The 26,514-nt window shown below is 65.3% G+C and carries 20 protein-coding genes; 11 read left to right on the top strand and 9 right to left on the bottom strand.

Annotated features, from left to right (window positions below; genetic code table 11):
- Positions 1–144 precede the first annotated feature (144 nt).
- The 7 genes from BMY22_RS14165 (at position 145) to BMY22_RS14135 (ending at position 9,788) form a co-directional block, all read left to right on the top strand.
- Entirely contained in the window at positions 145–2,976 is a 2,832-nt protein-coding gene (locus BMY22_RS14165; RefSeq protein ID WP_090623104.1) for a 2-oxoglutarate dehydrogenase E1 component, read from the top strand.
- Positions 2,977–3,018: 42 nt separating this feature from the next.
- Positions 3,019–4,233, top strand: coding sequence for a dihydrolipoyllysine-residue succinyltransferase (gene sucB / locus BMY22_RS14160; protein WP_090623101.1), 1,215 nt, complete (start codon positions 3,019–3,021; stop codon positions 4,231–4,233).
- Positions 4,234–4,315: 82 nt separating this feature from the next.
- Positions 4,316–5,749 (top strand): dihydrolipoyl dehydrogenase, encoded by a 1,434-nt coding sequence (lpdA, locus tag BMY22_RS14155; RefSeq protein ID WP_090623099.1) that lies wholly within the window; start codon positions 4,316–4,318, stop codon positions 5,747–5,749.
- A 177-nt stretch (positions 5,750–5,926) separates the two neighbouring features.
- On the top strand, positions 5,927–7,096 hold the full coding sequence (gene sucC / locus BMY22_RS14150) for an ADP-forming succinate--CoA ligase subunit beta (protein ID WP_090623097.1): 1,170 nt from the start codon (positions 5,927–5,929) through the stop codon (positions 7,094–7,096).
- Positions 7,093–7,980: a succinate--CoA ligase subunit alpha gene (sucD, locus tag BMY22_RS14145; protein WP_090623094.1), complete on the top strand. Its 888-nt coding sequence runs from the start codon at positions 7,093–7,095 to the stop codon at positions 7,978–7,980. Before sucC ends, sucD begins: the two co-directional genes overlap by 4 nt.
- A 118-nt stretch (positions 7,981–8,098) precedes the next feature.
- Entirely contained in the window at positions 8,099–8,830 is a 732-nt protein-coding gene (locus BMY22_RS14140; RefSeq protein ID WP_090623091.1) for a DUF599 domain-containing protein, read from the top strand.
- A 25-nt stretch (positions 8,831–8,855) separates the two neighbouring features.
- Positions 8,856–9,788, top strand: coding sequence for a DMT family transporter (locus BMY22_RS14135; protein WP_090623089.1), 933 nt, complete (start codon positions 8,856–8,858; stop codon positions 9,786–9,788).
- Positions 9,789–9,801: 13 nt separating this feature from the next.
- Here the strand turns inward: BMY22_RS14135 and BMY22_RS14130 are convergent, their stop codons facing one another.
- The 9 genes from BMY22_RS14130 to gloB form a co-directional block, all read right to left on the bottom strand.
- Entirely contained in the window at positions 9,802–11,160 is a 1,359-nt protein-coding gene (locus tag BMY22_RS14130; RefSeq protein ID WP_090623087.1) for a uracil-xanthine permease family protein, read from the bottom strand.
- A 126-nt stretch (positions 11,161–11,286) separates the two neighbouring features.
- On the bottom strand, positions 11,287–12,081 hold the full coding sequence (fabI, locus tag BMY22_RS14125; protein ID WP_090623085.1) for an enoyl-ACP reductase FabI: 795 nt from the start codon (positions 12,079–12,081) through the stop codon (positions 11,287–11,289).
- Positions 12,082–12,101: 20 nt separating this feature from the next.
- The gene (locus BMY22_RS14120) at positions 12,102–13,715 is read right to left on the bottom strand and encodes an ABC transporter ATP-binding protein (RefSeq protein ID WP_090623083.1); all 1,614 of its coding nucleotides are present in this window, start codon (positions 13,713–13,715) and stop codon (positions 12,102–12,104) included.
- Between the two features lies 1 nt (position 13,716).
- The gene (locus BMY22_RS14115) at positions 13,717–14,736 is read right to left on the bottom strand and encodes an ABC transporter permease (RefSeq protein ID WP_090623081.1); all 1,020 of its coding nucleotides are present in this window, start codon (positions 14,734–14,736) and stop codon (positions 13,717–13,719) included.
- Between the two features lie 2 nt (positions 14,737–14,738).
- Entirely contained in the window at positions 14,739–15,824 is a 1,086-nt protein-coding gene (locus BMY22_RS14110; protein ID WP_090623078.1) for a microcin C ABC transporter permease YejB, read from the bottom strand.
- 1 nt (position 15,825) lies between these two features.
- Positions 15,826–17,661 carry an extracellular solute-binding protein gene (locus BMY22_RS14105; RefSeq protein ID WP_090623076.1) on the bottom strand — a complete coding sequence of 612 codons (1,836 nt, stop codon included), beginning with the start codon at positions 17,659–17,661 and terminating at the stop codon, positions 15,826–15,828.
- Entirely contained in the window at positions 17,658–19,487 is a 1,830-nt protein-coding gene (locus BMY22_RS14100) for an extracellular solute-binding protein (RefSeq protein WP_090623074.1), read from the bottom strand. Before BMY22_RS14100 ends, BMY22_RS14105 begins: the two co-directional genes overlap by 4 nt.
- Positions 19,488–19,640: 153 nt before the next feature.
- Positions 19,641–20,966 (bottom strand): transglycosylase SLT domain-containing protein, encoded by a 1,326-nt coding sequence (locus tag BMY22_RS14095; RefSeq protein WP_090623072.1) that lies wholly within the window; start codon positions 20,964–20,966, stop codon positions 19,641–19,643.
- A gap of 98 nt (positions 20,967–21,064) precedes the next feature.
- Positions 21,065–21,841, bottom strand: coding sequence for a hydroxyacylglutathione hydrolase (gene gloB / locus BMY22_RS14090; RefSeq protein WP_090623126.1), 777 nt, complete (start codon positions 21,839–21,841; stop codon positions 21,065–21,067).
- Between the two features lie 197 nt (positions 21,842–22,038).
- Between gloB and BMY22_RS14085 the strand changes: the two genes are divergently transcribed.
- From BMY22_RS14085 to BMY22_RS14070, 4 genes are all read left to right on the top strand, one after another.
- Complete coding sequence (locus BMY22_RS14085) at positions 22,039–22,800, top strand: class I SAM-dependent methyltransferase (protein ID WP_090623070.1); 762 nt, start codon at positions 22,039–22,041, stop codon at positions 22,798–22,800.
- Positions 22,801–23,259, top strand: a complete 459-nt coding sequence (rnhA, locus tag BMY22_RS14080; protein WP_090623068.1) for a ribonuclease HI — start codon at positions 22,801–22,803, stop codon at positions 23,257–23,259. It begins immediately after the preceding gene.
- Between the two features lie 26 nt (positions 23,260–23,285).
- Positions 23,286–24,020 (top strand): DNA polymerase III subunit epsilon, encoded by a 735-nt coding sequence (dnaQ, locus tag BMY22_RS14075; RefSeq protein WP_090623066.1) that lies wholly within the window; start codon positions 23,286–23,288, stop codon positions 24,018–24,020.
- An 88-nt stretch (positions 24,021–24,108) separates the two neighbouring features.
- Complete coding sequence (locus BMY22_RS14070; RefSeq protein ID WP_090623063.1) at positions 24,109–26,361, top strand: Orn/Lys/Arg family decarboxylase; 2,253 nt, start codon at positions 24,109–24,111, stop codon at positions 26,359–26,361.
- Positions 26,362–26,514 lie beyond the last annotated feature (153 nt).

Raw genomic sequence — 26,514 nt, 5'->3', positions numbered from 1 at the left:
GAATTCGACTAGCAGGGGCATCCGGACAAACGTCCGGACTATCTGTGGGATCCGTAGTGGCTTTACCAAAGTCGCTGCTCCATGACTTTGGAACGACCATGTGCGGCTCGCGCCGATGGTATCCCCTCATAAGGGTGACCAAGCATGCAAGATAGCGTTATGCAGCGCATGTGGAACAGTGCCCACCTCTCCGGTGGAAATGCTGCCTATGTGGAAGAGCTCTACGAGCTCTACCTGCACGACCCCAACGCGGTGCCCGAAGAGTGGCGCACCTACTTCGAGAAACTGCCCGCCGATGGCGGTATCGCTACCGATGTTCCGCACGCTCCGGTCCGTGACCAGTTCATTCTGCTGGCGAAGAACCAGCGTCGTGCACAGCCGGTTGCAACCTCCAGCGTAAGCACCGAACACGAGAAGAAGCAGGTCGAAGTCCTGCGTCTGATCCAGGCTTATCGCATGCGCGGCCATCAGGCCTCGCAGCTGGACCCCCTCGGCCTGTGGCAGCGCACCGCGCCTTCCGATCTGTCGATCACCCATTACGGGCTGACCAACGCTGATCTGGACACCATCTTCCGTACCGGCGAGCTCTACATCGGCAAGGAAGAAGCGACCCTACGCGAAATCCTGCAGGCATTGCAGGAGACATATTGCCGCACTATCGGCGCCGAGTTCACCCATATCGTCGATTCCGAGCAGCGTAACTGGTTCGCCCAGCGCATGGAGAGCGTGCGTAGTCGCCCGGTCTACTCCAAAGAGGTGAAAGGCCACCTGCTCGAGCGCCTGACTGCTGCCGAGGGTCTGGAAAAATACCTGGGCACCAAATACCCGGGCACCAAGCGCTTCGGTCTGGAAGGCGGCGAGAGCCTGGTTCCGGTTGTCGACGAGATCATCCAGCGCTCCGGCTCCTACGGCACCAAGGAAGTCGTCGTCGGTATGGCCCACCGTGGCCGCCTGAACCTGCTGGTCAACGCGCTGGGCAAGAGCCCGCGAGACCTGTTCGACGAGTTCGAAGGCAAGAAGCTGGTCGAATTGGGCTCCGGTGACGTGAAGTACCACCAGGGCTTCTCTTCCAACGTGATGACTCCGGGTGGCGAAGTGCACCTGGCCATGGCGTTCAACCCGTCGCACCTGGAAATCGTTTCCCCAGTGGTCGAGGGCTCCGTACGCGCCCGTCAGGACCGTCGCGGCGACACCACCGGCGAGAAGGTGGTACCGATCTCCATCCACGGCGACTCGGCCTTCGCCGGTCAGGGCGTAGTGATGGAAACCTTCCAGATGTCGCAGATCCGCGGCTACAAGACGGGCGGTACCATTCACATCGTGGTCAACAACCAGGTTGGCTTCACCACCAGCAATCCGGTCGACACCCGCTCCACCGAATACTGCACCGATCCGGCGAAGATGATTCAGGCGCCGGTTCTGCACGTCAATGGTGACGATCCGGAAGCTGTGCTGTTCGTGACCCAGCTGGCCGTCGACTACCGCATGCAGTTCAAGCGCGATGTGGTCATCGATCTGGTTTGCTACCGCCGTCGCGGTCACAACGAGGCCGACGAGCCGAGTGGCACTCAGCCGTTGATGTACCAGCAGATCGCCAAGCAGCGCACCACCCGCGAGCTGTACGCCGACGCCTTGGTCAAGGAAGGCAGCCTGAGCCAGGAAGAAGTCCAGGCCAAGGGCGACGAGTACCGTACCGCCCTGGATAACGGCCAGCACGTGCTCAAGAGCCTGGTCAAGGAGCCGAACACCGAGCTGTTTGTCGACTGGAGCCCGTACCTGGGCCACGCCTGGACTGCCCGCCACGACACCAGCTTCGACCTGAAGACCCTGCAGGAGCTGAACGCCAAACTGCTGCAGATTCCGGAGGGTTTCGTGGTCCAGCGCCAGGTCGCCAAGATCCTTGAGGATCGCGATCGTATGGGCGTGGGCGCCATGCCGATCAACTGGGGCTGCGCCGAGACCCTGGCCTACGCCACCCTGCTGAAAGAAGGCCATCCGGTGCGTATCACCGGTCAGGATGTCGGTCGCGGTACCTTCTCGCACCGTCATGCCGCGCTGCACAGCCAGAAGGATGCCAGCCGCTACATCGCGCTGCAGAATCTTTACGAGGGTCAGCCGACGTTCGATCTGTACGACTCCTTCCTCTCGGAAGAGGCCGTACTGGCTTTCGAATACGGCTACGCCACCACCACGCCGAATGCGCTGGTGATCTGGGAAGCCCAGTTCGGCGACTTCGCCAACGGCGCCCAGGTGGTGATCGACCAGTTCATCAGCAGCGGCGAGACCAAGTGGGGCCGTCTGTGCGGCCTGACCATGCTGCTGCCGCACGGCTACGAAGGCCAGGGTCCGGAGCACTCCTCCGCCCGTCTGGAGCGCTACCTGCAGCTGTGTGCCGAGCAGAACATCCAAGTCTGTGTGCCGACCACTCCGGCGCAGGTCTACCACATGCTGCGTCGCCAGGTGATCCGCCCGCTTCGCAAGCCGCTGGTGGTTCTGACGCCGAAGTCGCTGCTGCGCCACAAGTCGGCTATCTCCACCTTGGAAGACCTGGCTCACGGCTCCTTCCATCCAGTCCTGCCGGAGGTCGACAGCCTCGATCCGAAGAAAGTCGAGCGTCTGGTCATGTGCAGCGGCAAGGTCTACTACGACCTGCTGGACAAGCGTCGTGCCGAAGGTCGCGAGGACATCGCCATCGTCCGTATCGAGCAGCTCTATCCGTTCCCGGAAGAGGAGCTGGCCGAGGTCATGGCGCCCTACACCAACCTCAAGCACGTGGTCTGGTGTCAGGAAGAGCCGATGAACCAAGGCGCCTGGTACTGCAGCCAGCATCACATGCGTCGTGTTGCCAGCGCGCACAAGAAGGACCTGCTCCTTCAGTACGCCGGTCGCGAAGCCTCGGCCGCTCCGGCTTGCGGTTACGCGTCGATGCATGCCGAGCAGCAGGAAAAACTGCTGCAGGATGCTTTTACTGTTTAACGCCTTCTCGCAGAAGCAACGAATCAATAGGAACTTTAGATAATGGCTATCGATATCAAAGCCCCGACTTTCCCGGAATCGATCGCGGACGGTACTGTCGCTACCTGGCACAAGAAGCCTGGCGAAGCTGTCAAGCGTGACGAGCTGATCGTCGACATCGAGACCGACAAAGTCGTGATGGAAGTGCTTGCTGAAGCGGACGGCGTGATTGCCGAGATCGTCAAGAACGAGGGCGACACCGTGCTCAGCGGCGAACTGCTCGGCAAGCTGACCGAAGGCGGCGCTGCCACTGCCGCTCCGGCCGCTGCTCCGGCTCCGGCCGCTGCGGCTCCGGCTGCCGCTGCTCCGGCCGCTGCCGAAGCGCCGATCCTGTCCCCGGCTGCCCGCAAGATCACCGAGGAAAACGCCATCGCTGCCGACAGCATCACCGGCACCGGCAAGGGTGGTCGCGTCACCAAGGAAGACGCGGTCGCTGCCGTGGAAGCCAAGAAGTCCGCTCCCGCCGGCCAGCCGGCTGCTGCCGCCACTGCCGCTCCGCTGTTCGCTGCCGGCGACCGCGTCGAGAAGCGCGTGCCGATGACCCGCCTGCGCGCCAAGGTTGCCGAGCGCCTGGTCGAAGCCCAGTCTTCCATGGCCATGCTGACGACTTTCAACGAAGTCAACATGAAGCCGGTCATGGAGCTGCGCAACAAGTACAAGGACCTGTTCGAGAAGACCCACAACGGCGTGCGTCTGGGCTTCATGTCCTTCTTCGTCAAGGCCGCTGTCGAGGCTCTGAAGCGTCAGCCGGGCGTCAATGCCTCCATCGACGGCAACGACATCGTCTACCACGGCTACCAGGATATCGGCGTGGCCGTGTCCAGTGACCGTGGCCTGGTGGTGCCGGTGCTGCGCAACGCTGAGTTCATGAGCCTGGCGGAAATCGAAGGTGGCATCAACGAGTTCGGCAAGAAGGCCAAGGCCGGCAAGCTGACCATCGAGGAAATGACCGGCGGTACCTTCACCATTTCCAACGGTGGTGTATTCGGTTCCCTGCTGTCGACCCCGATCGTCAACCCGCCGCAGACCGCGATCCTCGGCATGCACAAGATCCAGGAGCGCCCAATGGCCGTCAACGGCCAGGTGGTCATCCTGCCGATGATGTACCTTGCCCTGTCCTACGATCACCGTCTGATCGATGGCAAGGAAGCCGTTACCTTCCTGGTGACCATGAAGGACCTCCTGGAAGACCCGGCTCGCCTGCTGCTGGATATCTGATCTAGGACCGCAAGCTGCCGCACGGGCCTCCGAGGAGGCCCGTGCCGGCGGCTTTACGCTGCTTTAAAGAAGAGGATTCGCTATGAGCCAGAAGTTCGACGTGATTGTGATCGGTGCCGGCCCCGGCGGCTACGTGGCTGCCATCAAGGCCGCCCAGCTCGGCCTCAAGACTGCCGTGATCGAGAAGTACAAGGGCAAGGAAGGCAAGACCGCATTGGGCGGCACCTGCCTGAACGTGGGTTGCATCCCCTCCAAAGCCCTGCTGGACAGCTCCTACAAGTTCCACGAGGCACACGAGAGCTTCAAGATCCACGGCATCAGCACCGGCGAAGTCGCCATGGACGTGCCGACCATGGTCGCTCGTAAAGACCAGATCGTTAAGAACCTCACCGGTGGCGTTGCCGCGCTGATCAAGGCTAACGGTGTCACCCTGTTCGAAGGTCATGGCAAGCTGCTGGCCGGCAAGAAGGTCGAAGTCACCGCCGCCGATGGCAGCACCCAGGTGCTCGACACCGAGAACGTCATTCTCGCCTCCGGCTCCAAGCCGGTGGAAATTCCCCCGGCCCCGGTCGACCAGGACGTGATCGTCGACTCCACTGGCGCCCTGGACTTCCAGAGCGTTCCGGGCAAGCTCGGCGTGATCGGTGCCGGTGTGATCGGTCTGGAACTGAGCTCGGTCTGGGCCCGCCTGGGTACCGAAGTGACCGTGCTGGAAGCCATGGACAAGTTCCTCCCGGCCGTCGACGAGCAGGTTGCCAAGGAAGCCCACAAGATCCTCACCAAGCAGGGTCTGAAGATCCTCCTGGGCGCCCGCGTCACCGGCACCGAGGTCAAGGACAAGCAGGTCACCGTCAAGTTCACCGATGCCGAAGGCGAGAAAGCGCTGACCTTCGACAAGCTGATCGTTGCGGTCGGCCGTCGCCCGGTGACAACCGATCTGCTGGCTGCCGACAGCGGCGTGACCATGGATGAGCGTGGCTTCATCTATGTCGACGACTACTGCGCGACCAGCGTGCCCGGCGTCTACGCCATCGGCGACGTGGTGCGCGGCGCGATGCTGGCCCACAAGGCTTCGGAAGAGGGCGTGATGGTTGCCGAGCGCATCGCCGGCCACAAGGCCCAGATGAACTACGACCTGATTCCGGCGGTGATCTACACCCACCCGGAAATCGCCACCGTCGGCAAGACCGAGCAGGCCCTGAAGGCCGAAGGCGTGGCCGTCAATGTCGGTGTCTTCCCGTTCGCCGCCAGCGGCCGTGCCATGGCTGCCAATGACACCGCCGGCTTCGTCAAGGTCATCGCCGATGCCAAGACCGACCGCGTGCTGGGCGTTCACGTGATCGGCCCGAGCGCCGCCGAACTGGTCCAGCAGGGCGCCATCGCCATGGAATTCGGCAGCAGTGCCGAAGATCTGGGCATGATGGTCTTCTCGCACCCGGCCCTGTCCGAGGCGCTGCATGAAGCCGCCCTGGCGGTCAGCGGTCATGCGATTCACATTGCCAACCGCAAGAAGTAATAGATAGCAAGACGCAACACCTGGCGGCAGACAATCCGCTGCAGCTCTTCCGGCTGCAGACGGAGCGTCTGCCGCGCTGTTTTCGTTGGTATGGTATGGTCATCGCGACCGTGGCAGCATGGGCGAAGCATCACGCTGCGCAAGGACAGCTCATAACAACCAGAACGGTAAACGGACATGAATCTCCACGAATATCAGGGCAAGCAGCTTTTTGCCGAATATGGTTTACCCGTATCCAGAGGCTTTGCCGTCGATACCCCCGAGGCTGTGGCGGAGGCCTGCGATAAGATCGGCGGCAACACCTGGGTCGTGAAGGCCCAGGTGCATGCCGGCGGTCGTGGCAAGGCCGGTGGCGTCAGGCTGGTCAAGAGCCGGGAAGAGGCGAAGGACTTCGCGGTCAGTTGGCTGGGCAAGCGGCTGGTGACCTATCAGACCGATGCCGCGGGGCAACCGGTCGGCAAGATCCTGGTCGAGGCGTGCACCGAAATCGAACGGGAGCTCTACCTGGGAGCAGTGGTCGATCGCGCCAGTCGTCGTGTCGTCTTCATGGCCTCGACCGAAGGGGGGATGGACATCGAAAAGGTCGCCCACGACACGCCCGAGAAGATTCTCAAGGCCACCCTCGATCCCCTGCTCGGCGCCCAGCCGTTCCAGGCTCGCGAGCTGGCGTTCCAGCTGGGCCTGGCGGGGGATCAGCTCAAGCAGTTCACCCACATCTTCATCGGTCTGGCCAAGCTGTTCCTGGAGCACGATCTGGCCTTGGTGGAGGTGAATCCGCTGGTGATCCAGAAGGACGGCAATCTCCTTTGCCTGGACGCCAAGATCAATCTCGACAGCAACGCGCTGTTCCGCCAGCCCAGGCTGCGTGCCATGCACGACCCGGCCCAGGAGGATCCCCGCGAGGCGCATGCGGCGAAGTGGGAGCTGAACTACGTGGCCCTCGAGGGCAACATCGGCTGCATGGTCAACGGCGCCGGCCTGGCCATGGGCACCATGGACATCGTCAATCTCCACGGCGGCAAGCCGGCCAACTTCCTCGACGTCGGGGGCGGGGCGACCAAGGAGCGGGTGACCGAGGCGTTCAAGATCATTCTCTCCGATGCCAACGTCAAGGCCGTACTGGTCAACATCTTCGGCGGCATCGTGCGCTGCGACATGATCGCCGAGGGCATCATCGGCGCGGTCAGGGAAGTGGGCGTCAAGGTTCCGGTGGTCGTCCGACTGGAAGGCAACAACGCCGAACTGGGTGCCGAAACCCTGGCTCGGAGCGGTTTGAACATCATTGCGGCCAGCAGCTTGACCGATGCGGCGGTGCAGGTGGTCAAGGCGGCGGAGGGCAATCCATGAGCATCCTGGTCAACAAGGACACCAAGGTCATCTGCCAGGGATTCACCGGCAGCCAGGGGACCTTCCACAGCGAGCAGGCCATGGCCTATGGCACCCAGATGGTCGGCGGCGTGACCCCGGGCAAGGGCGGCACCACCCATCTCGGCCTGCCGGTGTTCAATACTGTCAGGGAGGCCGTGGAGGCCACCGGCGCCGATGCCTCGGTGATCTATGTGCCCGCGCCGTTCTGCAAGGACTCCATCCTCGAGGCGGCTTTCGCCGGCATCCGGCTGATCGTCTGCATCACCGAGGGCATCCCGACCCTCGACATGCTGCAGGTCAAGCTCAAGTGCGACGAGTTGGGTGTGCGGTTGATCGGCCCCAACTGCCCGGGCGTGATCACGCCCGGCGAGTGCAAGATCGGCATCCAGCCGGGCAACATCCACCAGCTGGGCAAGGTCGGCATCGTGTCCCGTTCGGGCACCCTGACCTATGAGGCAGTGAAGCAGACCACCGATGCCGGCTTCGGCCAGTCCACCTGCGTGGGGATCGGCGGCGACCCGATCCCGGGCTCCAGCTTCATCGACATCCTCGGATTGTTCCAGAGCGATCCGCAGACCGAGGCCATCGTGATGATCGGCGAGATCGGCGGCAGTGCCGAGGAAGAGGCGGCGGCCTACATCAAGGCGAACGTCACCAAGCCGGTGGTTTCCTACATTGCCGGCGTTACCGCGCCGGCCGGCAAACGCATGGGGCATGCCGGCGCGATCATCTCCGGCGGCAAGGGCACTGCGGACGAGAAGTTCGCTGCCCTGCAGGATGCCGGGGTGAAGACCGTGCGTTCCCTGGCGGATATCGGCAAGGCCCTGGCCGAGCTGACCGGCTGGGAAATGAAGCGCTCCTGAGACTGTCGAAGCCTCTTGCCGGGAAATGCCAGTCGGTTCCGCCGACTGGCATTTTTTGGATGTCTGGGTAAAGTGACGGGCCTCTCGCGGCATTGCTGTCGCCCGACAAGGAGTACCGATGTTCAGCGCCCAAAGCTATCTGCCTCACCTGCTCGCAGTCTTCTGGTTCGTGTTCTGCTGGGGCGGTTATACCCGCTATGCGACCTGGAAGGGCCGCGATACCCCCTGCCTGGCCAGCATCATGCACCTCTATCGCGAGGACTGGATGCGCCGTCTGCTGCTGCGCGAGAGCCGCATCGCCGATGCCAGCGTGATCGGTAGCTTGGAGCGCAGCGCTTCCTTCTTCGCCTCCAGCACGCTGATCATCCTCGCCGGCATTCTCACCGTGCTGGGCTCGTCCGAGCAGGCGGTTTCCCTGCTGGCCGAGCTGCCCTTCGTCCAGGCGACGACTCGCGAGCTGTCGGAAATCAAGCTGCTCGGGCTGAGCGTGGTGTTCGTCTATGCCTTCTTCACCTTCACCTGGTGCATGCGCCAGTACAATTTCGCGGCGGTGCTGGTGGGGGCTGCTCCCATGGTCGGGGAGCGGCATGTCACCGAGCAGGAGCGCAGGGCCTTCGCCGAGCGTGTCGCGCGGGTGATCTCGCTGGCCGCCAACCAGTTCAACCTGGGGCTGCGCGCCTACTATTTCGGCCTGGCCATGCTGGCCTGGTTCATCAATCCCTGGGTGTTCATGCTGGTCACGGCGGGCGTGGTCATGGTGCTCTACCACCGGGAATTTCATTCCTCGGTGCTGGAGGTGATGGTCTACACGCCGACTCCGCCGATAGTGCCCTTGAAGGACGAAAAGTGACGCCCTGTCCAAGCGGGATGCCCCGATGAAGCGATTGCTGGCCAATCCCTATCTGTTGCTCACCCTGGCGTCGCTGTTTTGGTCGGGGAATCTTGTGATGGGCCGCGGGCTGCGCGGCGAGCTGCCGCCGGTGGGGCTGGCGTTCTGGCGCTGGACCACCGCCTTCCTGCTGGTCCTGCCGCTCGCCCTGCCGCATTTGCGCAGCCAGTGGCCGGCCCTGCGCGCGGGCTGGCGGGCGGTGCTCCTGCTCGGCGTGCTGGGCGTCTGCGGCTACAACACCTTCTCCTATATCGCCCTGCAGTACACCACGGCGACCAGCGCCATCCTGCTCAACTCCTTCATCCCCGTGGCGACCATCGCCCTGGCCTGCCTGTTCTTCGGCAAGCGCCTCAACCGCCAGGAGGCCCTTGGCGTGGCGGTCTCGCTGAGCGGGGTGATGGTTCTGGTGGCCCAGGGCAGTCTCGAAACCCTGTTGGCTCTGAGCCTGAACATTGGCGATTTGTGGATGCTTGCGGCGGTGCTGTCCTGGGGGCTTTACACCGTGGGCCTGCAGTGGCGGCCGCAGGGCGTGCATCCGATGCTGCTGCTCGCGGCGTTCATCGCCGTCGGCCTGTTGGCTCAGGCGCCGCTCTACGTCTGGGAGATCGCGGCGGGACGCTCGATCGTGCTCACCGCGCAGTCCATCGGCGGCATTCTTTATGCCGGCGTGGTAGCGGCCTTCCTGGGGTTCCTCTGCTACAACGCGGGCGTTGCCGCCATCGGGCCGGCACGCGGCTCGCTGTTCATCCACCTGATGCCGGTGTTTGGCACCATCCTCTCGGCACTGCTGCTGGGCGAGCGACCGCAGCCTTATCACCTCGCTGGCATCGCTCTGGTCTTCGCGGGGATCGCGCTGACCATGCGCCGCCCAATCGCCGCCCGAGGGGCGACATTGCCTGCCGGCGAATCGCGCCCCTGACTGGAGGTCACCTTCAGGGCTGTGTCGTTTCCTCGGACGGTGCTTCGCGCGGCAGCAGCAGGTCGAGGAAAATCGCCGTCAGGCCGCCGACGGTGATCGCCGAGTCGAACAGGTTGCGCACGATCTCGGGCATTTGCTGCAGTAGCTGCGGTTGTGCGGCGATGCCCAGGCCGACGCCGAGGGAGGCGGCAATGACCAGCATGTCGCGGCGGTCCAGGGCGCTGCGGGCGAGGATGCGGATGCCGGCGGCGGCGACGCTGCCGAACATGATCAGGGTAGCGCCGCCCAGCACCGGCTTGGGAATCTGCTGCAGCAGCGCGCCGAGCGTCGGGAACAGACCGAGAGTGAAAAGGAGGGCACCGATATACAGGCCGACATGGCGGCTGGCCACGCCGGTCATCTGGATCACTCCGTTGTTCTGCGCGAAGGTGGTGTTGGGAAAGGCACCGAGGCTGGCGGCGATCAGGCAACTGACGCCGTCGCCGAGCACGCCGCCCTTGAGCCTGCCCAGGTAGGCCGGGCCGGAGATCGGCTGGCGCGACAGCAGGCAGTTGGCGGTGAGATCGCCGACCGTCTCGATGGTGCTGATCAGGTAGACCAGCGCCACCGGCACGAAGGCCGCCCAGGCGAAGTCGAAGCCGTAGCGAAAGGGCTGCGGCAGGCTGAGCGCCGGCAGTTCGGGGAGCGGCTGCGGCACGAAGAGGTTGCAGAGCCAGGCGGCCAGGCTGCCGAGCGCGAGGGCGACGATGATCGCCGACAGGCGTACCCAGGGTCGCGGCGAGCGGTTGAGCAGGACGATCGTCAGCAGCACCAGCGCACCCAGGGCGAGATTGCCCGGCGCGCCGAAGTCCGCGGCACCGAAGCCGCCACCGATATCGGTGATGCCGACCTTGATCAGGCTGACGCCGATCAGGGTGATGACGATGCCGGTGGTCAGCGGGCTGATCGCCCGGCGCAGCTGGCCGATGAAGCGGCTGAGGGCGATCAGCACGAAGGCGCCGAGGAAGCACACGCCGAAGATCAGCGCGAGGATCTCCTCGGGGCCGCCGCCGCGGTTCCTGGCTAGCAGGCCGGCCGCCAGCACCGCGCCGAGAAAGGTGAAGCTGGTGCCCTGCAGGCAGATCATCCCGGCGCCGATGCCCAGCGGCCGCCAGGCCTGGAGGAAGGTGCCGATGCCGGAAACCAGCAGCGCCATGCTGATCAGGTCGGGGAGCTGTTCGCCCAGACCGAGCGTCGCGCCGATCACCAGCGGCGGGGTAATCACCCCGACGAAGCTGGCGAGGAGGTGCTGCAGGGCGGCGAAGAGCGCCGGCAGGGGAGCGGGGCGGTCGTCCAGACCGTAGATCAGCTCGGCGGGGGACTGCTCTTGCATGACGGTATCGACCTCGGGCGAAAGGGGGCATTTCGGGGCGGGCGCAGAAACGACAATGCCCGCATCTTCCGATGCGGGCATTGTCAGTGGCGACCGGCTGGACCGCCAGTCTTCCGGGGCGGAGACTCAGTCTTCCAGCGGCCCCATGGCGGTGGTGTTGAAGCCGCCGTCGACGTAGAGGATTTCGCCGCTGATGCCCGAGGCCAGGTCGGAGCAGAGGAAAGCACCGGCATTGCCGACTTCATCGATGGTCACGTTGCGGCGCAAGGGGGTCTGGCGCTCGTTGGCGGCGAGCATCTTGCGGAAGCTGGCGATGCCGGAGGCGGCCAGGGTGCGGATCGGGCCGGCGGAGATGCAGTTGACGCGGGTGCCTTCCGGTCCGAGGCTGGCGGCCAGGTAGCGCACGCCGGCTTCCAGGCTGGCCTTGGCCATGCCCATCACGTTGTAGTTGGGCATGGTGCGCTCGGCGCCCAGGTAGGACAGGGTCAGCAGGCTGCCGTTGCGGCCCTTCATCATCTCGTGGCCGGCCTTGGCCAGGGCGACGAAGCTGTAGGCGCTGATGTCGTGGGCGATCTTGAAGCCCTCGCGGGTGGTGACCTCGGTGAAGTCGCCGTTCAACTGGTCGCCCGGGGCGAAGCCGACCGAATGGACGATGCAGTCCAGGCCGTCCCACTTCTTGCCCAGCTCCGCGAAGACCTTGGCGATGTCCTCGTCGTTGGCCACGTCGCAGGGGAAGCACAGCTCGGGACCGGAGCCCCAGCCGGCGGCGAACTCCTCGACGCGGCCCTTGAGCTTGTCGTTCTGATAGGTAAAGGCCAGTTCGGCGCCTTCGCGATGCATTGCGGCGGCGATGCCCGAGGCGATGGACAGTTTGCTGGCGACGCCGACGATCAGTACGCGCTTACCGGCGAGAAATCCCATAGATCAGTTCCTCTTTCTAGTTAATCGGCGGAGCCGGGAGCCAGGAAGGCGGCTTCCAGCAACTGCCGTGTATAAATATGTTGCGGGTCGGCGAAGATCTCCCGCGCCGGCCCCTGTTCGACCACCTGTCCCTGTCTGACCACCATCAGTTGATGGCTGAGCGCCTTAACCACCGCCAGGTCGTGGCTGATGAACAGGTAGGTCAGGTCGTACTTGCGCTGCAGCGAGCGCAACAGTTCCACCACCTGACGCTGCACCGTGCGGTCGAGCGCCGAGGTGGGCTCGTCCAGCAGGATCAGCGCCGGTTTCAGCACCAGCGCCCGGGCGATAGCGATCCGCTGCCGCTGCCCGCCGGAAAACTCGTGGGGATAGCGGTGGCGGGTTTCCGGGTCCAGGCCGACTTCCCGGAGCGCCTCGACGATTGCCTGCTCCTGCTCGGCCGGCGTTCCCGAGCCGTGGATTCGCAGGCCCTCGCCGACAATCTGGCCCACCGACATGCGCGGGCTGAGGCTGCCGAAGGGGTCCTGGAAGACCACCTGCATCTCCCGCCGCAGGGGGCGGATCTCACGCTGCGACAGGCCGTTCAGCGTCTGGCCGCGGAAGCGGATCGAGCCCTGGCTGGAAAGCAGGCGCAGGATCGCCAGGCCGAGGGTGGACTTACCGGAGCCGCTTTCCCCGACGATCCCCAGGGTCTGGCCCCGGTGCAGGGTGAAGCGGATACCGTCCACCGCCTTGACGTGGTCGACCGTGCGGCGCAGCAGGCCCTTCTTGATCGGGAACCAGACGCGCAGGTCCTCAACTTCCAGCAGCGGTTCGCCGACCGGGTTGTCCACCGGCTCGCCGCGCGGTTCCGCGCCGAGCAGTTCCTGAGTATAGGGGTGCTTCGGCGCGTGGAAGATTTCCTCGCAGCCGGCTTGTTCGACGATGCTGCCACCGCGCATGACACAGACCCGGTGGGCGGTGCGCCGCACCAGGTTGAGGTCGTGGGTGATCAGCAGCAGCGCCATGCCCAGGCGGGCCTGCAGGTCCTTGAGCAGCTCGAGGATCTTCAACTGCACGGTGACGTCCAGCGCGGTGGTCGGCTCGTCGGCGATCAACAGCTCCGGCTCGTTGGCCAAGGCCATGGCGATCATCACCCGCTGTCGCTGGCCGCCGGAGAGTTCGTGGGGATAGGCCTTGAGGTGCTTGTGCGGTTCGGGAATCCCGACCAGCTCGAGCAGCTCCAGGGTGCGCGCGGTGGCGGCTGCGCCGCGCAGGCCCTTGTGCAGGGCGAGAACCTCGTTGATCTGCTTCTCGATGCTGTGCAGCGGGTTCAGCGAGGTCATCGGCTCCTGGAAGACCATGGCGATGCGGTTGCCGCGGATGCCGCGCAGCTGGCGCTCGCCGAGTTTGAGCAGATCCTGCCCGGCGTAGCGGATGCTGCCGGCCGGGTGGCGGGCCAGCGGGTAAGGCAGCAGGCGCAGGATGGAGTGGGCGGTGACCGACTTGCCGGAGCCGCTTTCGCCGACCAGGGCCAGGGTCTCACCCTTGCGGATGTCGAAGCTGACGCCTTCCACCACGCGCTGCACCTGCTCGCCGTTGACGAATTCGACGGCCAGGTCGCGGATCTCGATGAGGTTTTGCGAGTCGTTCATCTCATTTCCTCGGATCGAAGGCATCGCGCGCGGCCTCGCCGATGAACACCAGGAGGCTGAGCATCAGCGCCAGCACTACGAAGGCGGTGATTCCCAGCCAGGGCGCCTGCAGGTTGGCTTTGCCCTGGGCGACCAGCTCGCCGAGGGAGGGTGCGCCGGGCGGCAGGCCGAAGCCGAGGAAGTCCAGGGCGGTGAGGGTACCGATGGCGCCGGTGAGGATGAAGGGCATGAAGGTCATGGTCGAGACCATGGCATTGGGCAGGATGTGGCGGTACATGATCGCGCCGTTGCCCATGCCCAGGGCGCGGGCGGCGCGTACGTATTCCAGGTTGCGGCCGCGTAGGAACTCGGCGCGCACTACATCGACCAGGCTCATCCAGGAGAACAGCAGCATGATGCCCAAGAGCCACCAGAAGTTCGGCTGCACGAAGCTGGCCAGGATGATCAGCAGGTAGAGCACTGGCAGGCCGGACCAGACCTCCAGGAAACGCTGGCCGATCAGATCGACCCAGCCGCCGTGGAAGCCCTGCAGGGCACCGACGGCGACGCCGATGAGCGAACTGAGCAGGGTCAGGATCAGAGCGAAGAGCACCGAGATGCGAAAGCCGTAGATCACCCGGGCGAGCACGTCGCGGCCCTGGTCGTCGGTGCCCAGCCAGTTGACCCCTGATGGCGGCGCCGGCGCCGGGACGGTCAGCTCGTAGTTGATGCTCGAATAGCTGAAGGGGATCGGCGGCCAGAGCATCCAGCCGTCCTTCTCGGCGATCAGGTTCCGGATGTAAGGGCTCTTGTAGTTGGTGCTCAGCGGGAATTCGCCGCCGAAGGTGGTTTCCGGGTAGCGCTCGAGCACCGGGAAGTACCAGCCACCGTCGTAGCGCACGACCAGCGGCTGGTCGTTGGCGATCAGCTCGGCACCGAGACTGGCGACGAACAGTGCGAGGAACAGCCAGAGCGACCACCAGCCGCGTTTGTGCGCCTTGAAGCGTTCCAGCCGGCGCCGGTTGAGAGGGGTCAGCTGCATCTTCAGCCCTCCCGGCTTTCGAAGTCGATGCGCGGATCGACCAGGGTATAGGTGAGATCGCCGATCAGTTTCACGACCAGTCCCAGCAAGGTGAAGATGAACAGGGTGCCGAACACCACCGGATAGTCGCGGTTGATTGCCGCCTCGAAGCTCAGAAGGCCCAGGCCATCGAGGGAGAAGATCACCTCGATCAACAGTGAACCGGTGAAGAACAGGCCGATGAGGGCCGACGGGAAGCCGGCGATGACGATCAGCATGGCGTTGCGGAAGACGTGTCCGTAGAGCACGCGGCTCTTCGACAGGCCCTTGGCGCGGGCGGTGACCACGTACTGCTTGTTGATCTCGTCGAGGAAGCTGTTTTTGGTCAGCAGGGTGAGGGTGGCGAAGTTGCCGATCACCAGCGCGGTCACCGGCAAGGCCAGGTGCCAGAAGTAGTCGAGGACCTTGCCGCCCAGGCTGAGTTCGTCGAAGTCGTTCGAAGTCAGCCCACGCAGCGGGAACCAGTCGAAGTAGCTGCCGCCGGCGAACAATACGATCAACAGGATGGCAAACAGGAAGGCGGGGATCGCGTAGCCGACGATGATCGCCGAGCTGGTCCAGACGTCGAAGGCGCTGCCGTGGCGGACCGCCTTGGCTATCCCCAGGGGAATGGACACCAGGTACATGATCAGGGTGCTCCACAGCCCCAGGGAGATCGACACCGGCATCTTCTCGATGATCAGGTCGACGACCGTGGCGTCACGGAAGAAGCTCTCGCCGAAGTCCAGTTTCAGGTAGTTGGTCAGCATCAGCCAGAAGCGCTCGTGGGCCGGCTTGTCGAAGCCGTACATCCGCTCGATCTCGGCGATCAGCTCGGGGTCCAGGCCCTGGGCGCCGCGGTAGCGCGAGCTGCCTGCGGAAACCTCGCTGCCGCCGCCGGAAATGCGTCCGGTGGCGCCACCGGCAGCGGCCTCGAAGCCTTCTAGCTTGGCGATGGCCTGCTCCACCGGACCGCCGGGAGCGGCCTGGATGATGACGAAGTTGAGCAGCAGGATGCCGAACAGGGTCGGCACGATCAGCAGCAGGCGGCGCAGGATGTAGGCGAGCATCTCAGCGCTCCGTGCTCGCCGGGGCGACCGGGGTGGCGGCGGCCTGGGGTTTGCTCCACCAGGTATACAGGCCGATGTCGTAGCGCGGAGTCACCGTCGGGTGGCCGAGGCGATTCCAGTAGGCCACCCGCCAGGTCTTGATGTGCCAGTTGGGCACCACGTAGTAGCCCCACAGCAGCACCCGGTCCAGCGCCCGGGTGTGGCCGATCAGGCTGTCGCGGGTGTCGGCCTGGATCAGGCCGTCGACCAGACGGTCGATGGCCGGGTCCTTGAGGCCGATGAAGTTGCGGCTGCCCGGGTTGTCGGCGCTGACCGAGTGCCAGTATTCGCGCTGTTCGTTGCCCGGCGAGTTGGACTGGCTGAAGCCGCCGACCATCATGTCGAAGTCGCGCGAGCGCAGGCGGTTGATGTACTGGGAGAGGTCCACCCGGCGGATTTCCAGGTCGATGCCGAGATCGGCCAGGTTGCGCTTGTAGGGCAGCAGGATGCGCTCGAACTCGGCCTGGGCGAGGAGGAACTCGATGCGCACCGGCTGGCCCTTGGCATCCAGCATGCGGTCGCCCTCGACCCGCCAGCCGGCCTCTTGCAGCAGCTGGTAGGCACGCCGCTGTTGGTCGCGGACGATGCCGCTGGCGTCGCTGACCGGCAGTTGGAACTCGCTGCTGAAGACTTCCGGCGGGATCTGTTCGCGCAGCGGTTCGAGGATCTTCAGCTCGGCCGCATCGGGTAGGCCGCGGGAGGCCAGCTCGGAGTTGTCGAAGTAGCTGCGGGTGCGGGTATAGGCGCCGTTGAACAGTTGGCGGTTGGTCCACTCGAAGTCGAATAGCAGGCCCAGGGCCTCGCGTACCCGGCGGTCCTGGAACAGCGGTCGGCGGATGTTGAAGATGAAGCCCTGCATGCCGGCCGGGTTGTTGTTGGCGATCTCTTCCTTGATCAGTTGGCCGTTTTTGACCGCCGGGGTGTCGTAGGCGGTCGCCCAGTTCTTCGCGCTGGTCTCCAGCCAGTAGTCGAACTGTCCGGCCTTGAGGGCTTCGAGGGCGACGGTATTGTCGCGGTAGTAGTCGACCTGCATCGCGTCGAAATTGTAGAAGCCGCGGTTGACCGGCAGGTCCTTGCCCCACCAGTCCTTGACCCGCTCGTAGCGGATGCTGCGTCCGGGCTGGACGTCGGCCACCCGGTAGGGGCCGCTGCCCAGCGGCGGCTCCAGACCGGACTTGGTGAAGTCGCGGCCGGCCCACCAGTGCTTGGGCAGCACCGCCAGTTGGCCGAGGATCAGCGGCAGTTCGCGGTTGCCGGCGTGCTTGAAGTCGAAGCGCACCCGGCGCTCGTCTTCGGCGACCGCCCGGCTGACGTCGGCGTAGTAGGCACGGTACATCGGGGCACCGTCCTTCATCAGGGTGTCGAAGCTGAACACCACGTCTTCGGCAGTCACCGGATGACCGTCGTGGAAGCGCGCCTCGGGGCGCAGGTAGAAGCGTACCCAGCTATTGTCCGGGGCTTTTTCGATCTTCTCGGCGAGCAGGCCGTATTCGGTGAAGGGCTCGTCCAGGCCGTGGCGGGTCAGGGTGTCGTAGACCAGGCCGATCTCGTCGGCGGCGACACCCTTGTTGATGAAGGGGTTGAGGCTGTCGAAGCTGCCGAAGCCGGCCTGGCGCAGGGTGCCGCCCTGGGGCGCAGTCGGGTTGACGTAGTCGAAGTGCGGAAAACCGGGGGGGTATTTCGGCGCCTCGCCGTAAAGCGTCAGGGCGTGTTGCGGCGCGGCCTGGGCCAGGCCGGCCAGACCGAGCAGCAGACTGCTGCCGGCCGCGAGCAGGAAGGAGCGTAGTGGGCGCGTCATCGGTCGTTCTCCGTGGACTTCAGCCACCAGGCACGCAGGCCCAGGGTGTAGGGGGGCGTGGTGACGAAGGCGAACCTGTTGCGGTACGCCAGGCGGTGATGATTGATGTACCAGTTCGGGATGCTGTAATGCTGCCAGAGCAGGACGCGATCCAGTGCGCGGGCGGCGGCGATCTGCTGTTCCCGGGTCTGTGCCGCCAGGAGGCTTTCCAGCAGGCTGTCGACCACCGGGTTGGCGATGCCCGCGTAATTCTTGCCGCCCTTCACGGTGGCCTGGCTCGAATGGAAGTACGACCACTGCTCCAGGCCGGGGCTGAGGGTCTGCGGCAGGGTCAGCAGGATCATGTCGTAGTCGAAGTGGTCCAGCCGCTGCTTGTACTGGGCGCGATCCACGGTGCGCAGCCGCACCTCGATGCCCAGGTTGGCGAGGTTCTCGCTGTAGGGCTGGAGGATGCGCTCGAGGCTGGGGTTGACCAGCAGGATCTCGAAGCGCAGCGGCTGGCCCCCGGCATCGACCAACTGCTGGCCGGAGAGTTTCCAGCCGGCCTCGCCGAGCAGGGCGAGGGCACGGCGCAGGGTCTCGCGGGGGATGCCGCGGCCATCGGTCCGTGGTATCGGGAAGGGCTCGTGGAACAGGCGCTCGGGCAGTTGCTGGCGGTGCTTGGACAGCAGCAGCCATTCCTTGCCGTCGGGCTTGCCGGTGGCGGAAAACTCGCTGTTCGGGTAATGGCTCTCGGCGCGCCGGTAGGCGCCGTAGAACAGGGTACGATTGGTCCATTCGAAATCGAACATCAGCCCCAGGGCTTCGCGCACCCGGGGGTCGGCGAACACGCTGCGCCGGGTGTTCATGAACAGCGCCTGGGTTTGGGTCGGGATCCGGTGCGGGATCTCGGCACGGATCACCTGGCCGGTCTGCACAGCGGGAAAGTGGTAGCCGCTGGCCCAGTTCTTCGCCTGGTGCTCGATGTAGACGTCGAACTGCCCGGCCTTGAAGGCCTCGAAGGCGACCCCGCTGTCGCGGTAGAAGTCCACCTCGACCCGGTCGAAGTTGTACTTGCCGCGGTTGATCGGCAACTTTGCGCCCCACCAGTCCTTCACCCGTTCGAACACCAGGCGTCGGCCGGGCTGTACCTGGACGATGCGGTAGGGGCCGCTGCCCAGCGGCGGTTCGAAGGTGGTGGCCTTGAAGTCACGGCTTTTCCAGTAGTGGCGGGGAAGCACCGGTAGCTCGCCGAGGCGCAGGATCAGCAGCGGATTGCCCGAGCGCTTGAAGACGAAGCGGATGCGGTGACGCCCGAGGACGTCGACCCGCTGCACTTCGCTCAACTCGGTGCGGTACTGGGGGTGACCCTCCTCGCTGAGCAGGCGGTAGGAGAAAGCCACGTCCCGGGCGGTGATCGGCTTGCCGTCATGGAAGCGGGCCGATGGGTGCAGGTTGAACACCACCCAGCTACGGGTTTCATTGTACTCGATGGTCTTGGCGATCAGGCCGTAGCTGGAGGCGGGTTCGTCCCCGGAGGGATCGTACACGCCCGAGCCGACCATCAGCGGCTCGTTCAGCTCGGTGATGCCGTATTGGAGGAAGTCGGCTGTCGCCGAGGGGCTGGTGCCTTTGAAGCTATAGGGGTTCAGGGTGTCGAAGGTGCCGAGTGCCATCAGGCGCAGCGAACCGCCTTTGGGAGCCTCAGGGTCGACCCAGTCGAGGTGGCTGAAGTGGGAGGGATACTTGAGCGTGCCGAACTGGGCGTAACCATGGCTTTCGGTGATGCGTGCGCTCGCCGGCGCACTCGCGAGCAAACTGAGCAACAACAGGCAGAGGGGACGCATCGGTGGGAGGGTCCGATCCATGGCGACTTCTGGGCATTCGGGTCGCTACAGTAACAGCTTGTCAGCCTTGGAAAAAGCTCGTGCCCCGGGGGCTTCCCCGCATTCGCGGGGCGAGGCGCACGACCCTTCGGGGCCGGGTGTCGCCGGGTGCTGTCAGTTTGCCAGGAAGAGGGTCAGGGTTTGCCCCGGGCGGATCGTCTGGTCGTTCAGGGCGTTCCAGCGCTGCAGCGTCTTGGCGTCGACCTGGAAGCGCTGGGCGATGCCGTGGAGCGAGTCGCCCTTGCGTACCCTGTAGTAGTAGGTTACCGACTGGCGCTTCTTGACGAGATTCCGGCGCGGCTCTTCCACCATGGCCAGCATCCGCGCGTTTGGCGGCGTGCTGACCTGCTGCAGGGTGAAGGTCCGGTGCAGCTCCGGCCTCCTCGGTCGGGGCGCGCCCCGACCGGCGGCCAGGCGCTGTTTCCGCCATTCGGCCAACTGCTCGGGGGTCCGTCCCAGATTGAGCTGCAGCCGCTCGGCATTTTCGGTCGGTACCAGCAGGTACTGGGGGCCGTCCAGGGTGATGCCGCGCTTGTAGGCCGGGTTCAGCTGGATCAGTTCGCCCTGATCGATGCCGGCCATTTCGGCGAGGCGCGACAGTTCCATGCTGCCGCCGATTTCCACCCGGTCGAAATAGGGTTCGTTGGCAATCGGACTCAGGCTGATGCCGTAGGCCTCGGGAGTCCTGATCACCTGGGACAGGGCCAGCAGCTTGGGCACGTAGTCCTGGGTTTCCCTGGGCAGGGGCAGGTTCCAGTAGTCGGTGGGCAGGCCGAGCCGGCGGTTGCGCTCGATGGCCCGGCTGACCGTGCCTTCGCCAGCGTTGTAGGAGGCCAGGGCGAGCAGCCAGTCGCCGTTGAACATCTCGTTGAGTCGGGAGAGGTACTCGATAGCCGCCTGGGTGGAGGCGGTGATATCGCGGCGACCATCGTACCACTGGGTCTGGTGCAGGTTGTAGTCGCGACCGGTGGCGGGAACGAACTGCCAGAGGCCCACCGCATGGGAGCGGGAATAGGCCAGGGGATTATAGGCGCTCTCGATGACCGGCAGCAGGGCCAGCTCCAGCGGCATCCCGCGCTCTTCCAGGCGTTCGACGATGTAGTGAAGATAAAGCGCGCCGCGCTCGCTGACCTTGTCGATGTGTGCCGGGTTGCTGACGAACCACAGGCGCTGGCGCTCGATGCGCGGGTTGACGCCGATCTCGTCCTGCAGGGCGAAGCCCTCGCGCATACGTTCCCAGATGTCCTGGTGCTGCTGGCCGGCAGCCTGGTCCTGCCAGTGGGCCTCGCGCCTCTTCGCGGCGATTGCCGAATAATCGGCATCGTGTCGATTGTCGGTGCTTTGACAGCCGGCCAAGGATGCGGCCAGGAGGGCGACGAGGAGCGGGCTGCGCCGCGCCAACACGCCTGGGGCAACACTCTCGAAAAGTGACTTTGACATTGGCAGGTGGAAAGTCCGGACAAAAAAGTGGGCCGATTCTAGGAAGCCCCCCGAGGGGGGGTCAACCCATCGGGGACTTTCAAACTGTAGGCCGCTACCTAGAAGTTGTCCTTCCATGCCCGCAATTCAGCGAAAATTTGATCTGGAGCAAGTTCTGCCCGGCCACTGCGGCGGGTCATCGTTTCTTTTACGGATGTTTCCCCGGTGCGCAGGAAGGGGTTGGTTTCCCGCTCCAGAGCCAAGTTCGACGGCAGGCTGCTGCGCCCTTCGGCGCGCCAGGCACTCACCTTGGCCAGACGTCGAGCGATGGCAGGATTGTCCGGCTCCACGGCCTGGGCGAAGCGCAGGTTGCTCTGGGTGTACTCATGGGTGCAGTACACCAGCGTCGCCTCGGGCAGCTCGGCCAGCCGGCGCAGCGAGCGGTGCATCTGGCTCGGCGTGCCCTCGAAAAGGCGCCCGCAGCCAGCGGCGAACAGGGTATCGCCGCAGAACAGCCAGGGTTGCGCGGCGTCGTGGAAATAGGCGATGTGGCTGCGGGTGTGGCCCGGCACCTCGAGAATCCGAAAGATGCAGCCGAGGACGTCGACTTCCTTGCCGTCGTGCAGCGTGAGGTCTCGGGCCGGGATGCGTTCGTCGTCCGGGCCGAGCACCCGGGCGCCGGTGGCCTGCCTGAGGGTTTCCACGCCGCCGATGTGGTCGGCGTGGTGATGGGTGATCAGTATGTCGGCGAGCCGCCAGCCGGGGTTTGTCTCCAGCCAGGCGAGCACCGGGGCGGCATCGCCCGGGTCGACCACGGCGATTTGCCGGGTGGCCGGGTTCTGCAGTAGCCAGATGTAGTTGTCCTGGAAGGCGGGGAGTGCGTCGATCCGTACCATGCTGTGTTCGCGGGAGAGGCGGCGTTGCCGCATTGCCGAGTGCTTCCCGCATTCTCCTGTCGAGTTCGTCTATTACGGTATGAGGGGATTTCGGCCCCCGTGTCGCCGTGCGCCGAGGGCGTGTTGACGCGAGCAGTCGCTAAACTTAAAAGAATCCGTTCAATCTTAGACCGAGTGCCTGCACGCAGGGAGCTTTCATGACCGACCAAGCTTTCGCCACCGTCGATGCCCAGTGGCTGTCGCTGATGAGCGCCGCTCGCGACTGGTTCGCCACGCCGCTGGGGAAGCAGATGCTGCAGGAGGAGCAGCGTCTGCTCAGGGAGGAGCTGGCGCGCTTCTTCGGGGGCTATCTGGTGCACTACGGCCCGCCGGGCGAGTTCGAGGGGGCGGGGCAAATCCGCTGCAGCGTACGCCTGGGGCCGCCCTTGCCGGGGGTGCAGATCGTCTGCGAGGAGCAGGCCTGGCCGCTGACCGAACACGCCGCCGACGTGGTGGTGCTGCAGCATGCCCTGGACTTCAGCCTGTCGCCCCATGCGCTGTTGCGCGAGGCGGCGCGCAGCGTACGCCCCGGCGGTCACCTGCTGGTGGTCGGCATCAATCCGCGCAGCCTCTGGGGGCTGCGCCGCCATTTCGCCGGCGATGTCCTGCGCCAGGCCCGCTGCATCGGCTCCAGCCGGGTCGGCGACTGGCTGGCGCTGCTCGGCTTCGCGCTGGAGAAACGCCGCTTCGGATGCTATCGTCCGCCGTTTTCATCCAGCGTCTGGCAATCCCGCACCGCGCACCTGGAGTCCTGGGGCGAGTCCTGGCGGATGCCGGGCGGCGGCTTCTACCTGCTGGTGGTGCGCAAGCTGGTGGTCGGTCTGCGGCCGCTGCCGCAGAACCGCCGCGAGCCCATCGGCAAGCTGCTGCCGCTGCCGGTGGTCAAGGTCAGCCGGCGCGCGTCGAAACATGGGGCTTGAGTGAGCGATAAGGTCGAAATCTATACCGATGGTGCCTGCAAGGGTAATCCCGGCCTCGGGGGGTGGGGTGCGCTGCTGGTCTGCCGGGGCGTCGAGCGCGAACTCTGGGGCGGCGAGGCGGAAACCACCAACAACCGCATGGAGCTGACCGCGGCTATCCGCGCGCTGGCCGAACTCAAGCGGCCCTGCGAGGTGCAACTGACCACCGACTCCGAGTACGTGATGCGCGGAATCCAGGAATGGCTGCCGAACTGGAAGAAGCGCGGCTGGAAGACCGCCGCGCGTCAGCCGGTGAAGAACGCCGATCTCTGGCAGCAGCTCGACGAGCAGGTCAACCGCCACCAGGTCAGTTGGAGCTGGGTGCGCGGGCATACCGGCCACCCCGGCAACGAACGCGCCGACCTGCTGGCCAACCGCGGCGTCGCCGACGCCCGGGCGCAGAAGAAACACAGCGTCTAGACCCCCTGTAAAGGCACCGACAGAACATGCGCAGCGTTGTACTGGATACCGAAACCACCGGCATGCCGGTGACCGACGGCCACCGGATCATCGAGATCGGTTGCGTCGAACTGCTCGGCCGCCGTCTCACCGGGCGGCATTTTCACGTCTACCTGCAACCGGACCGGGCGGTGGACGAGGGCGCCATCGCGGTGCACGGCATCACCAACGAATTCCTTGCCGACAAGCCGCGCTTCGCCGATATCGCCGATGAGTTCTTCGCGTTCATCGAGGGTGCCCAGCTGATCATCCACAACGCGGCGTTCGACATCGGCTTCATCGACAACGAATTCTCCCGGCTGGGACAGGCGGAGCGTGCCGACATCGCGGCCCACTGCGCGGTGCTCGATACCCTGCTGATGGCCCGCGAGCGTCACCCCGGCCAGCGCAACAGCCTCGACGCCCTGTGCAAGCGCTACGACGTCGACAACTCTAACCGCGACCTGCACGGCGCCCTGCTCGACGCCGAGATTCTCGCCGACGTCTGGCTGGCCATGACCGGTGGGCAGACGCACCTGTCGCTGGCCGGCGAGGGTAGCGAAGGCGGCGGACGGGCCCAGGCTTCGGCGATCCGCCGCCTGCCGCAGGACCGCACGCGCACCCGGGTGATCCGCGCCAGCGAGCCGGAGCTGGCCGCCCATGCCGAGCGGCTGGCGGCGATCGAGAAGGCCGCCGGCGGCCCGGCGCTATGGCTGCAGATGGAGCAGGCGCAGCAGCAATAGTCGCAGGCACTCGGCATTGGCCCGCAGCTGCAGCTTCGGGCCGGTGCTCTGGCTTATCCTGAGGGCGAACTCCCTCAGGACACGGATCGTGTACAAAGACCTCAATTTCCCGATTCTCATCGTCCACCGCGACATCAAGGCCGACAGCGTCGCCGGCGAGCGCGTTCGGGCGATCGCCCGGGAGCTGGAGCAGGGCGGCTTCAGCATCCTCTCTACCGCCACCTCCAGCGAAGGGCGCATCGTCGCCTCGACTCACCACGGACTGGCCTGCGTCCTGGTCGCTGCCGAGGGAGCGGGGGAGAACCAGCGCCTGCTGCAGGACATGCTCGAGCTGATTCGTATCGCCCGCGCGCGCGCCCCGCAGTTGCCGATCTTCGCCCTCGGCGAGCAGGTCACCATCGAGAACGCGCCGGCCGAGGCGATGGCCGACCTCAACCAGCTGCGCGGCATCCTCTACCTGTTCGAGGACACCGTGCCCTTTCTCGCCCGGCAGGTCGCCCGCGCCGCCCGCAACTACCTGGCCGGGCTGCTGCCGCCGTTTTTCAGCGCGCTGGTCGAGCACACCCTGCAGTCCAACTACTCCTGGCACACCCCCGGCCACGGCGGCGGCGTGGCCTATCGCAAGAGCCCGGTGGGCCAGGCCTTCCACCAGTTCTTCGGCGAGAACACCCTGCGTTCCGACCTCTCGGTGTCGGTGCCGGAGCTCGGCTCGCTGCTCGACCATACCGGCCCGCTGGCCGCGGCGGAGGCCAGGGCTGCGCGCAACTTCGGTGCCGACCACACCTTTTTCGTGATCAATGGCACCTCGACGGCCAACAAGATCGTCTGGCACTCCATGGTTGCCCGCGACGACCTGGTGCTGGTCGACCGCAACTGCCACAAGTCGATCGTCCACGCCATCGTTATGACCGGGGCGATTCCCCTCTACCTGGTGCCGGAGCGCAACGAGCTGGGCATCATCGGGCCGATTCCGCTCAGCGAGTTCAGCTGCGAGTCGATTGCCGCGAAGATTGCCGCCAACCCCCTGGCCCGCGGCCGCGAGCCCCGGGTTAAGCTCGCCGTGGTGACCAACTCTACCTATGACGGCCTCTGCTACAACGCCGAGCTGATCAAGCAGACCCTGGGCGATGCCGTCGAGGTGCTGCATTTCGACGAGGCCTGGTTCGCCTACGCCGCTTTCCACGAGTTCTATGCCGGACGCTACGGCATGGGCACCACCCGCTCGCCTGACAGTCCGCTGGTGTTCAGCACCCACTCCACCCACAAGCTGCTGGCGGCCTTCAGCCAGGCCTCGATGATCCACGTGCAGGACGGCGGCGGCCGCCAGTTGGACCGCGACCGCTTCAACGAAGCCTTCATGATGCACATCTCCACCTCGCCGCAGTACGGCATCCTCGCCTCGCTGGACGTGGCCTCGGCGATGATGGAGGGACCGGCAGGGCGCTCGCTGATCCAGGAAACCTTCGACGAGGCACTCAGCTTCCGCCGCGCCCTGGCCAAGCTACGCCAGAGTCTGGCGGCGGACGACTGGTGGTTCGACATCTGGCAGCCGCCGCTCGGCGCGGCCGGCGAGCAGGGCGTGCCGGGCGACTGGCTGCTGACTCCGGCGGCCGACTGGCACGGCTTCGGCGCCTTGGCCGAAGACTATGTGCTGCTCGACCCGATCAAGGTCACCTTGGTGACACCGGGGCTGAGTGCCACCGGCCAGCCGGCGGCGCGGGGCATTCCGGCGGCGGTGGTCGGCAAGTTCCTCTGGGAGCGCGGCCTGGTGGTGGAGAAGACCGGCCTGTATTCCTTCCTGGTGCTGTTCTCCATGGGCATCACCAAGGGCAAGTGGAGCACTCTGCTGACCGAGTTGCTGGAGTTCAAGCGCAGCTACGACACTAACCTGTCGCTGGAGCAGTCCCTACCGTCCGTCGCCCAGGCCGGCGGCGCCCGCTATGCCGGCATGGGGTTGCGCGAGCTGTGCGACCAGTTGCACGACTTCAACCGGGAAAGCGCCCGGGCCAAGGCGCTCAAGCGCATGTACAGCCTGCTGCCAGAGGTCGCCCTCAAGCCCGCGGAGGCCTACGACAAGCTGGTGCGCGGCGAGGTCGAGGCCGTGCCCATCGAGCACCTCGAGGGGCGCATTGCGGCGGTGATGCTGGTGCCTTATCCGCCGGGCATTCCGCTGATCATGCCGGGGGAGCGTTTCACCCCGACTACCCGGGCGATCGTCGATTACCTGCATTCCATTCACTCCTTCGCGGCGCGTTTTCCCGGCTTTGACCTGGACGTGCATGGCCTGCAGCATGAAGACGGCCCGCAGGGGAGCATCTATACGGTCGACTGCCTGTGCTGAGCCAGCCGCTGGCGTTCCGCGGCGGTCCTGCCGCGGACGGCTGCGCAGCGGTTGGCACGGGCCTTTGCAAGAGGATTGCTTTATTTGCTTCGGTAATGCTCTTCCGTTCGAGCAAGTCATATATACATTCGCCTCTCAAGTTCACATGGGGTG

It is taken from the genome of Azotobacter beijerinckii (assembly GCF_900110885.1).
Taxonomy (GTDB): Bacteria; Pseudomonadota; Gammaproteobacteria; order Pseudomonadales; family Pseudomonadaceae; genus Azotobacter; species Azotobacter beijerinckii.
Note: the sequence above shows the minus strand (reverse complement) of the source record. Positions and strands in the feature narration are given on the sequence as shown.

Excerpts from the sequence above, each read along its gene's own strand:
- BMY22_RS14095 (WP_090623072.1), bottom strand. The coding sequence starts at position 20,966 with ATGTCAAAGTCACTTTTCGAGAGTGTTGCCCCAGGCGTGTTGGCGCGG.
- BMY22_RS14120 (WP_090623083.1), bottom strand. The coding sequence starts at position 13,715 with ATGAACGACTCGCAAAACCTCATCGAGATCCGCGACCTGGCCGTCGAA.
- fabI (WP_090623085.1), bottom strand. The coding sequence starts at position 12,081 with ATGGGATTTCTCGCCGGTAAGCGCGTACTGATCGTCGGCGTCGCCAGC.
- BMY22_RS14085 (WP_090623070.1), top strand. The coding sequence starts at position 22,039 with ATGACCGACCAAGCTTTCGCCACCGTCGATGCCCAGTGGCTGTCGCTG.
- BMY22_RS14140 (WP_090623091.1), top strand. The coding sequence starts at position 8,099 with ATGTTCAGCGCCCAAAGCTATCTGCCTCACCTGCTCGCAGTCTTCTGG.
- sucC (WP_090623097.1), top strand. The coding sequence starts at position 5,927 with ATGAATCTCCACGAATATCAGGGCAAGCAGCTTTTTGCCGAATATGGT.
- BMY22_RS14110 (WP_090623078.1), bottom strand. The coding sequence starts at position 15,824 with ATGCTCGCCTACATCCTGCGCCGCCTGCTGCTGATCGTGCCGACCCTG.
- sucB (WP_090623101.1), top strand. The coding sequence starts at position 3,019 with ATGGCTATCGATATCAAAGCCCCGACTTTCCCGGAATCGATCGCGGAC.
- BMY22_RS14135 (WP_090623089.1), top strand. The coding sequence starts at position 8,856 with ATGAAGCGATTGCTGGCCAATCCCTATCTGTTGCTCACCCTGGCGTCG.
- dnaQ (WP_090623066.1), top strand. The coding sequence starts at position 23,286 with ATGCGCAGCGTTGTACTGGATACCGAAACCACCGGCATGCCGGTGACC.
- BMY22_RS14105 (WP_090623076.1), bottom strand. The coding sequence starts at position 17,661 with ATGACGCGCCCACTACGCTCCTTCCTGCTCGCGGCCGGCAGCAGTCTG.
- BMY22_RS14115 (WP_090623081.1), bottom strand. The coding sequence starts at position 14,736 with ATGCAGCTGACCCCTCTCAACCGGCGCCGGCTGGAACGCTTCAAGGCG.
- lpdA (WP_090623099.1), top strand. The coding sequence starts at position 4,316 with ATGAGCCAGAAGTTCGACGTGATTGTGATCGGTGCCGGCCCCGGCGGC.
- BMY22_RS14130 (WP_090623087.1), bottom strand. The coding sequence starts at position 11,160 with ATGCAAGAGCAGTCCCCCGCCGAGCTGATCTACGGTCTGGACGACCGC.
- sucD (WP_090623094.1), top strand. The coding sequence starts at position 7,093 with ATGAGCATCCTGGTCAACAAGGACACCAAGGTCATCTGCCAGGGATTC.
- gloB (WP_090623126.1), bottom strand. The coding sequence starts at position 21,841 with ATGGTACGGATCGACGCACTCCCCGCCTTCCAGGACAACTACATCTGG.
- BMY22_RS14100 (WP_090623074.1), bottom strand. The coding sequence starts at position 19,487 with ATGCGTCCCCTCTGCCTGTTGTTGCTCAGTTTGCTCGCGAGTGCGCCG.
- BMY22_RS14165 (WP_090623104.1), top strand. The coding sequence starts at position 145 with ATGCAAGATAGCGTTATGCAGCGCATGTGGAACAGTGCCCACCTCTCC.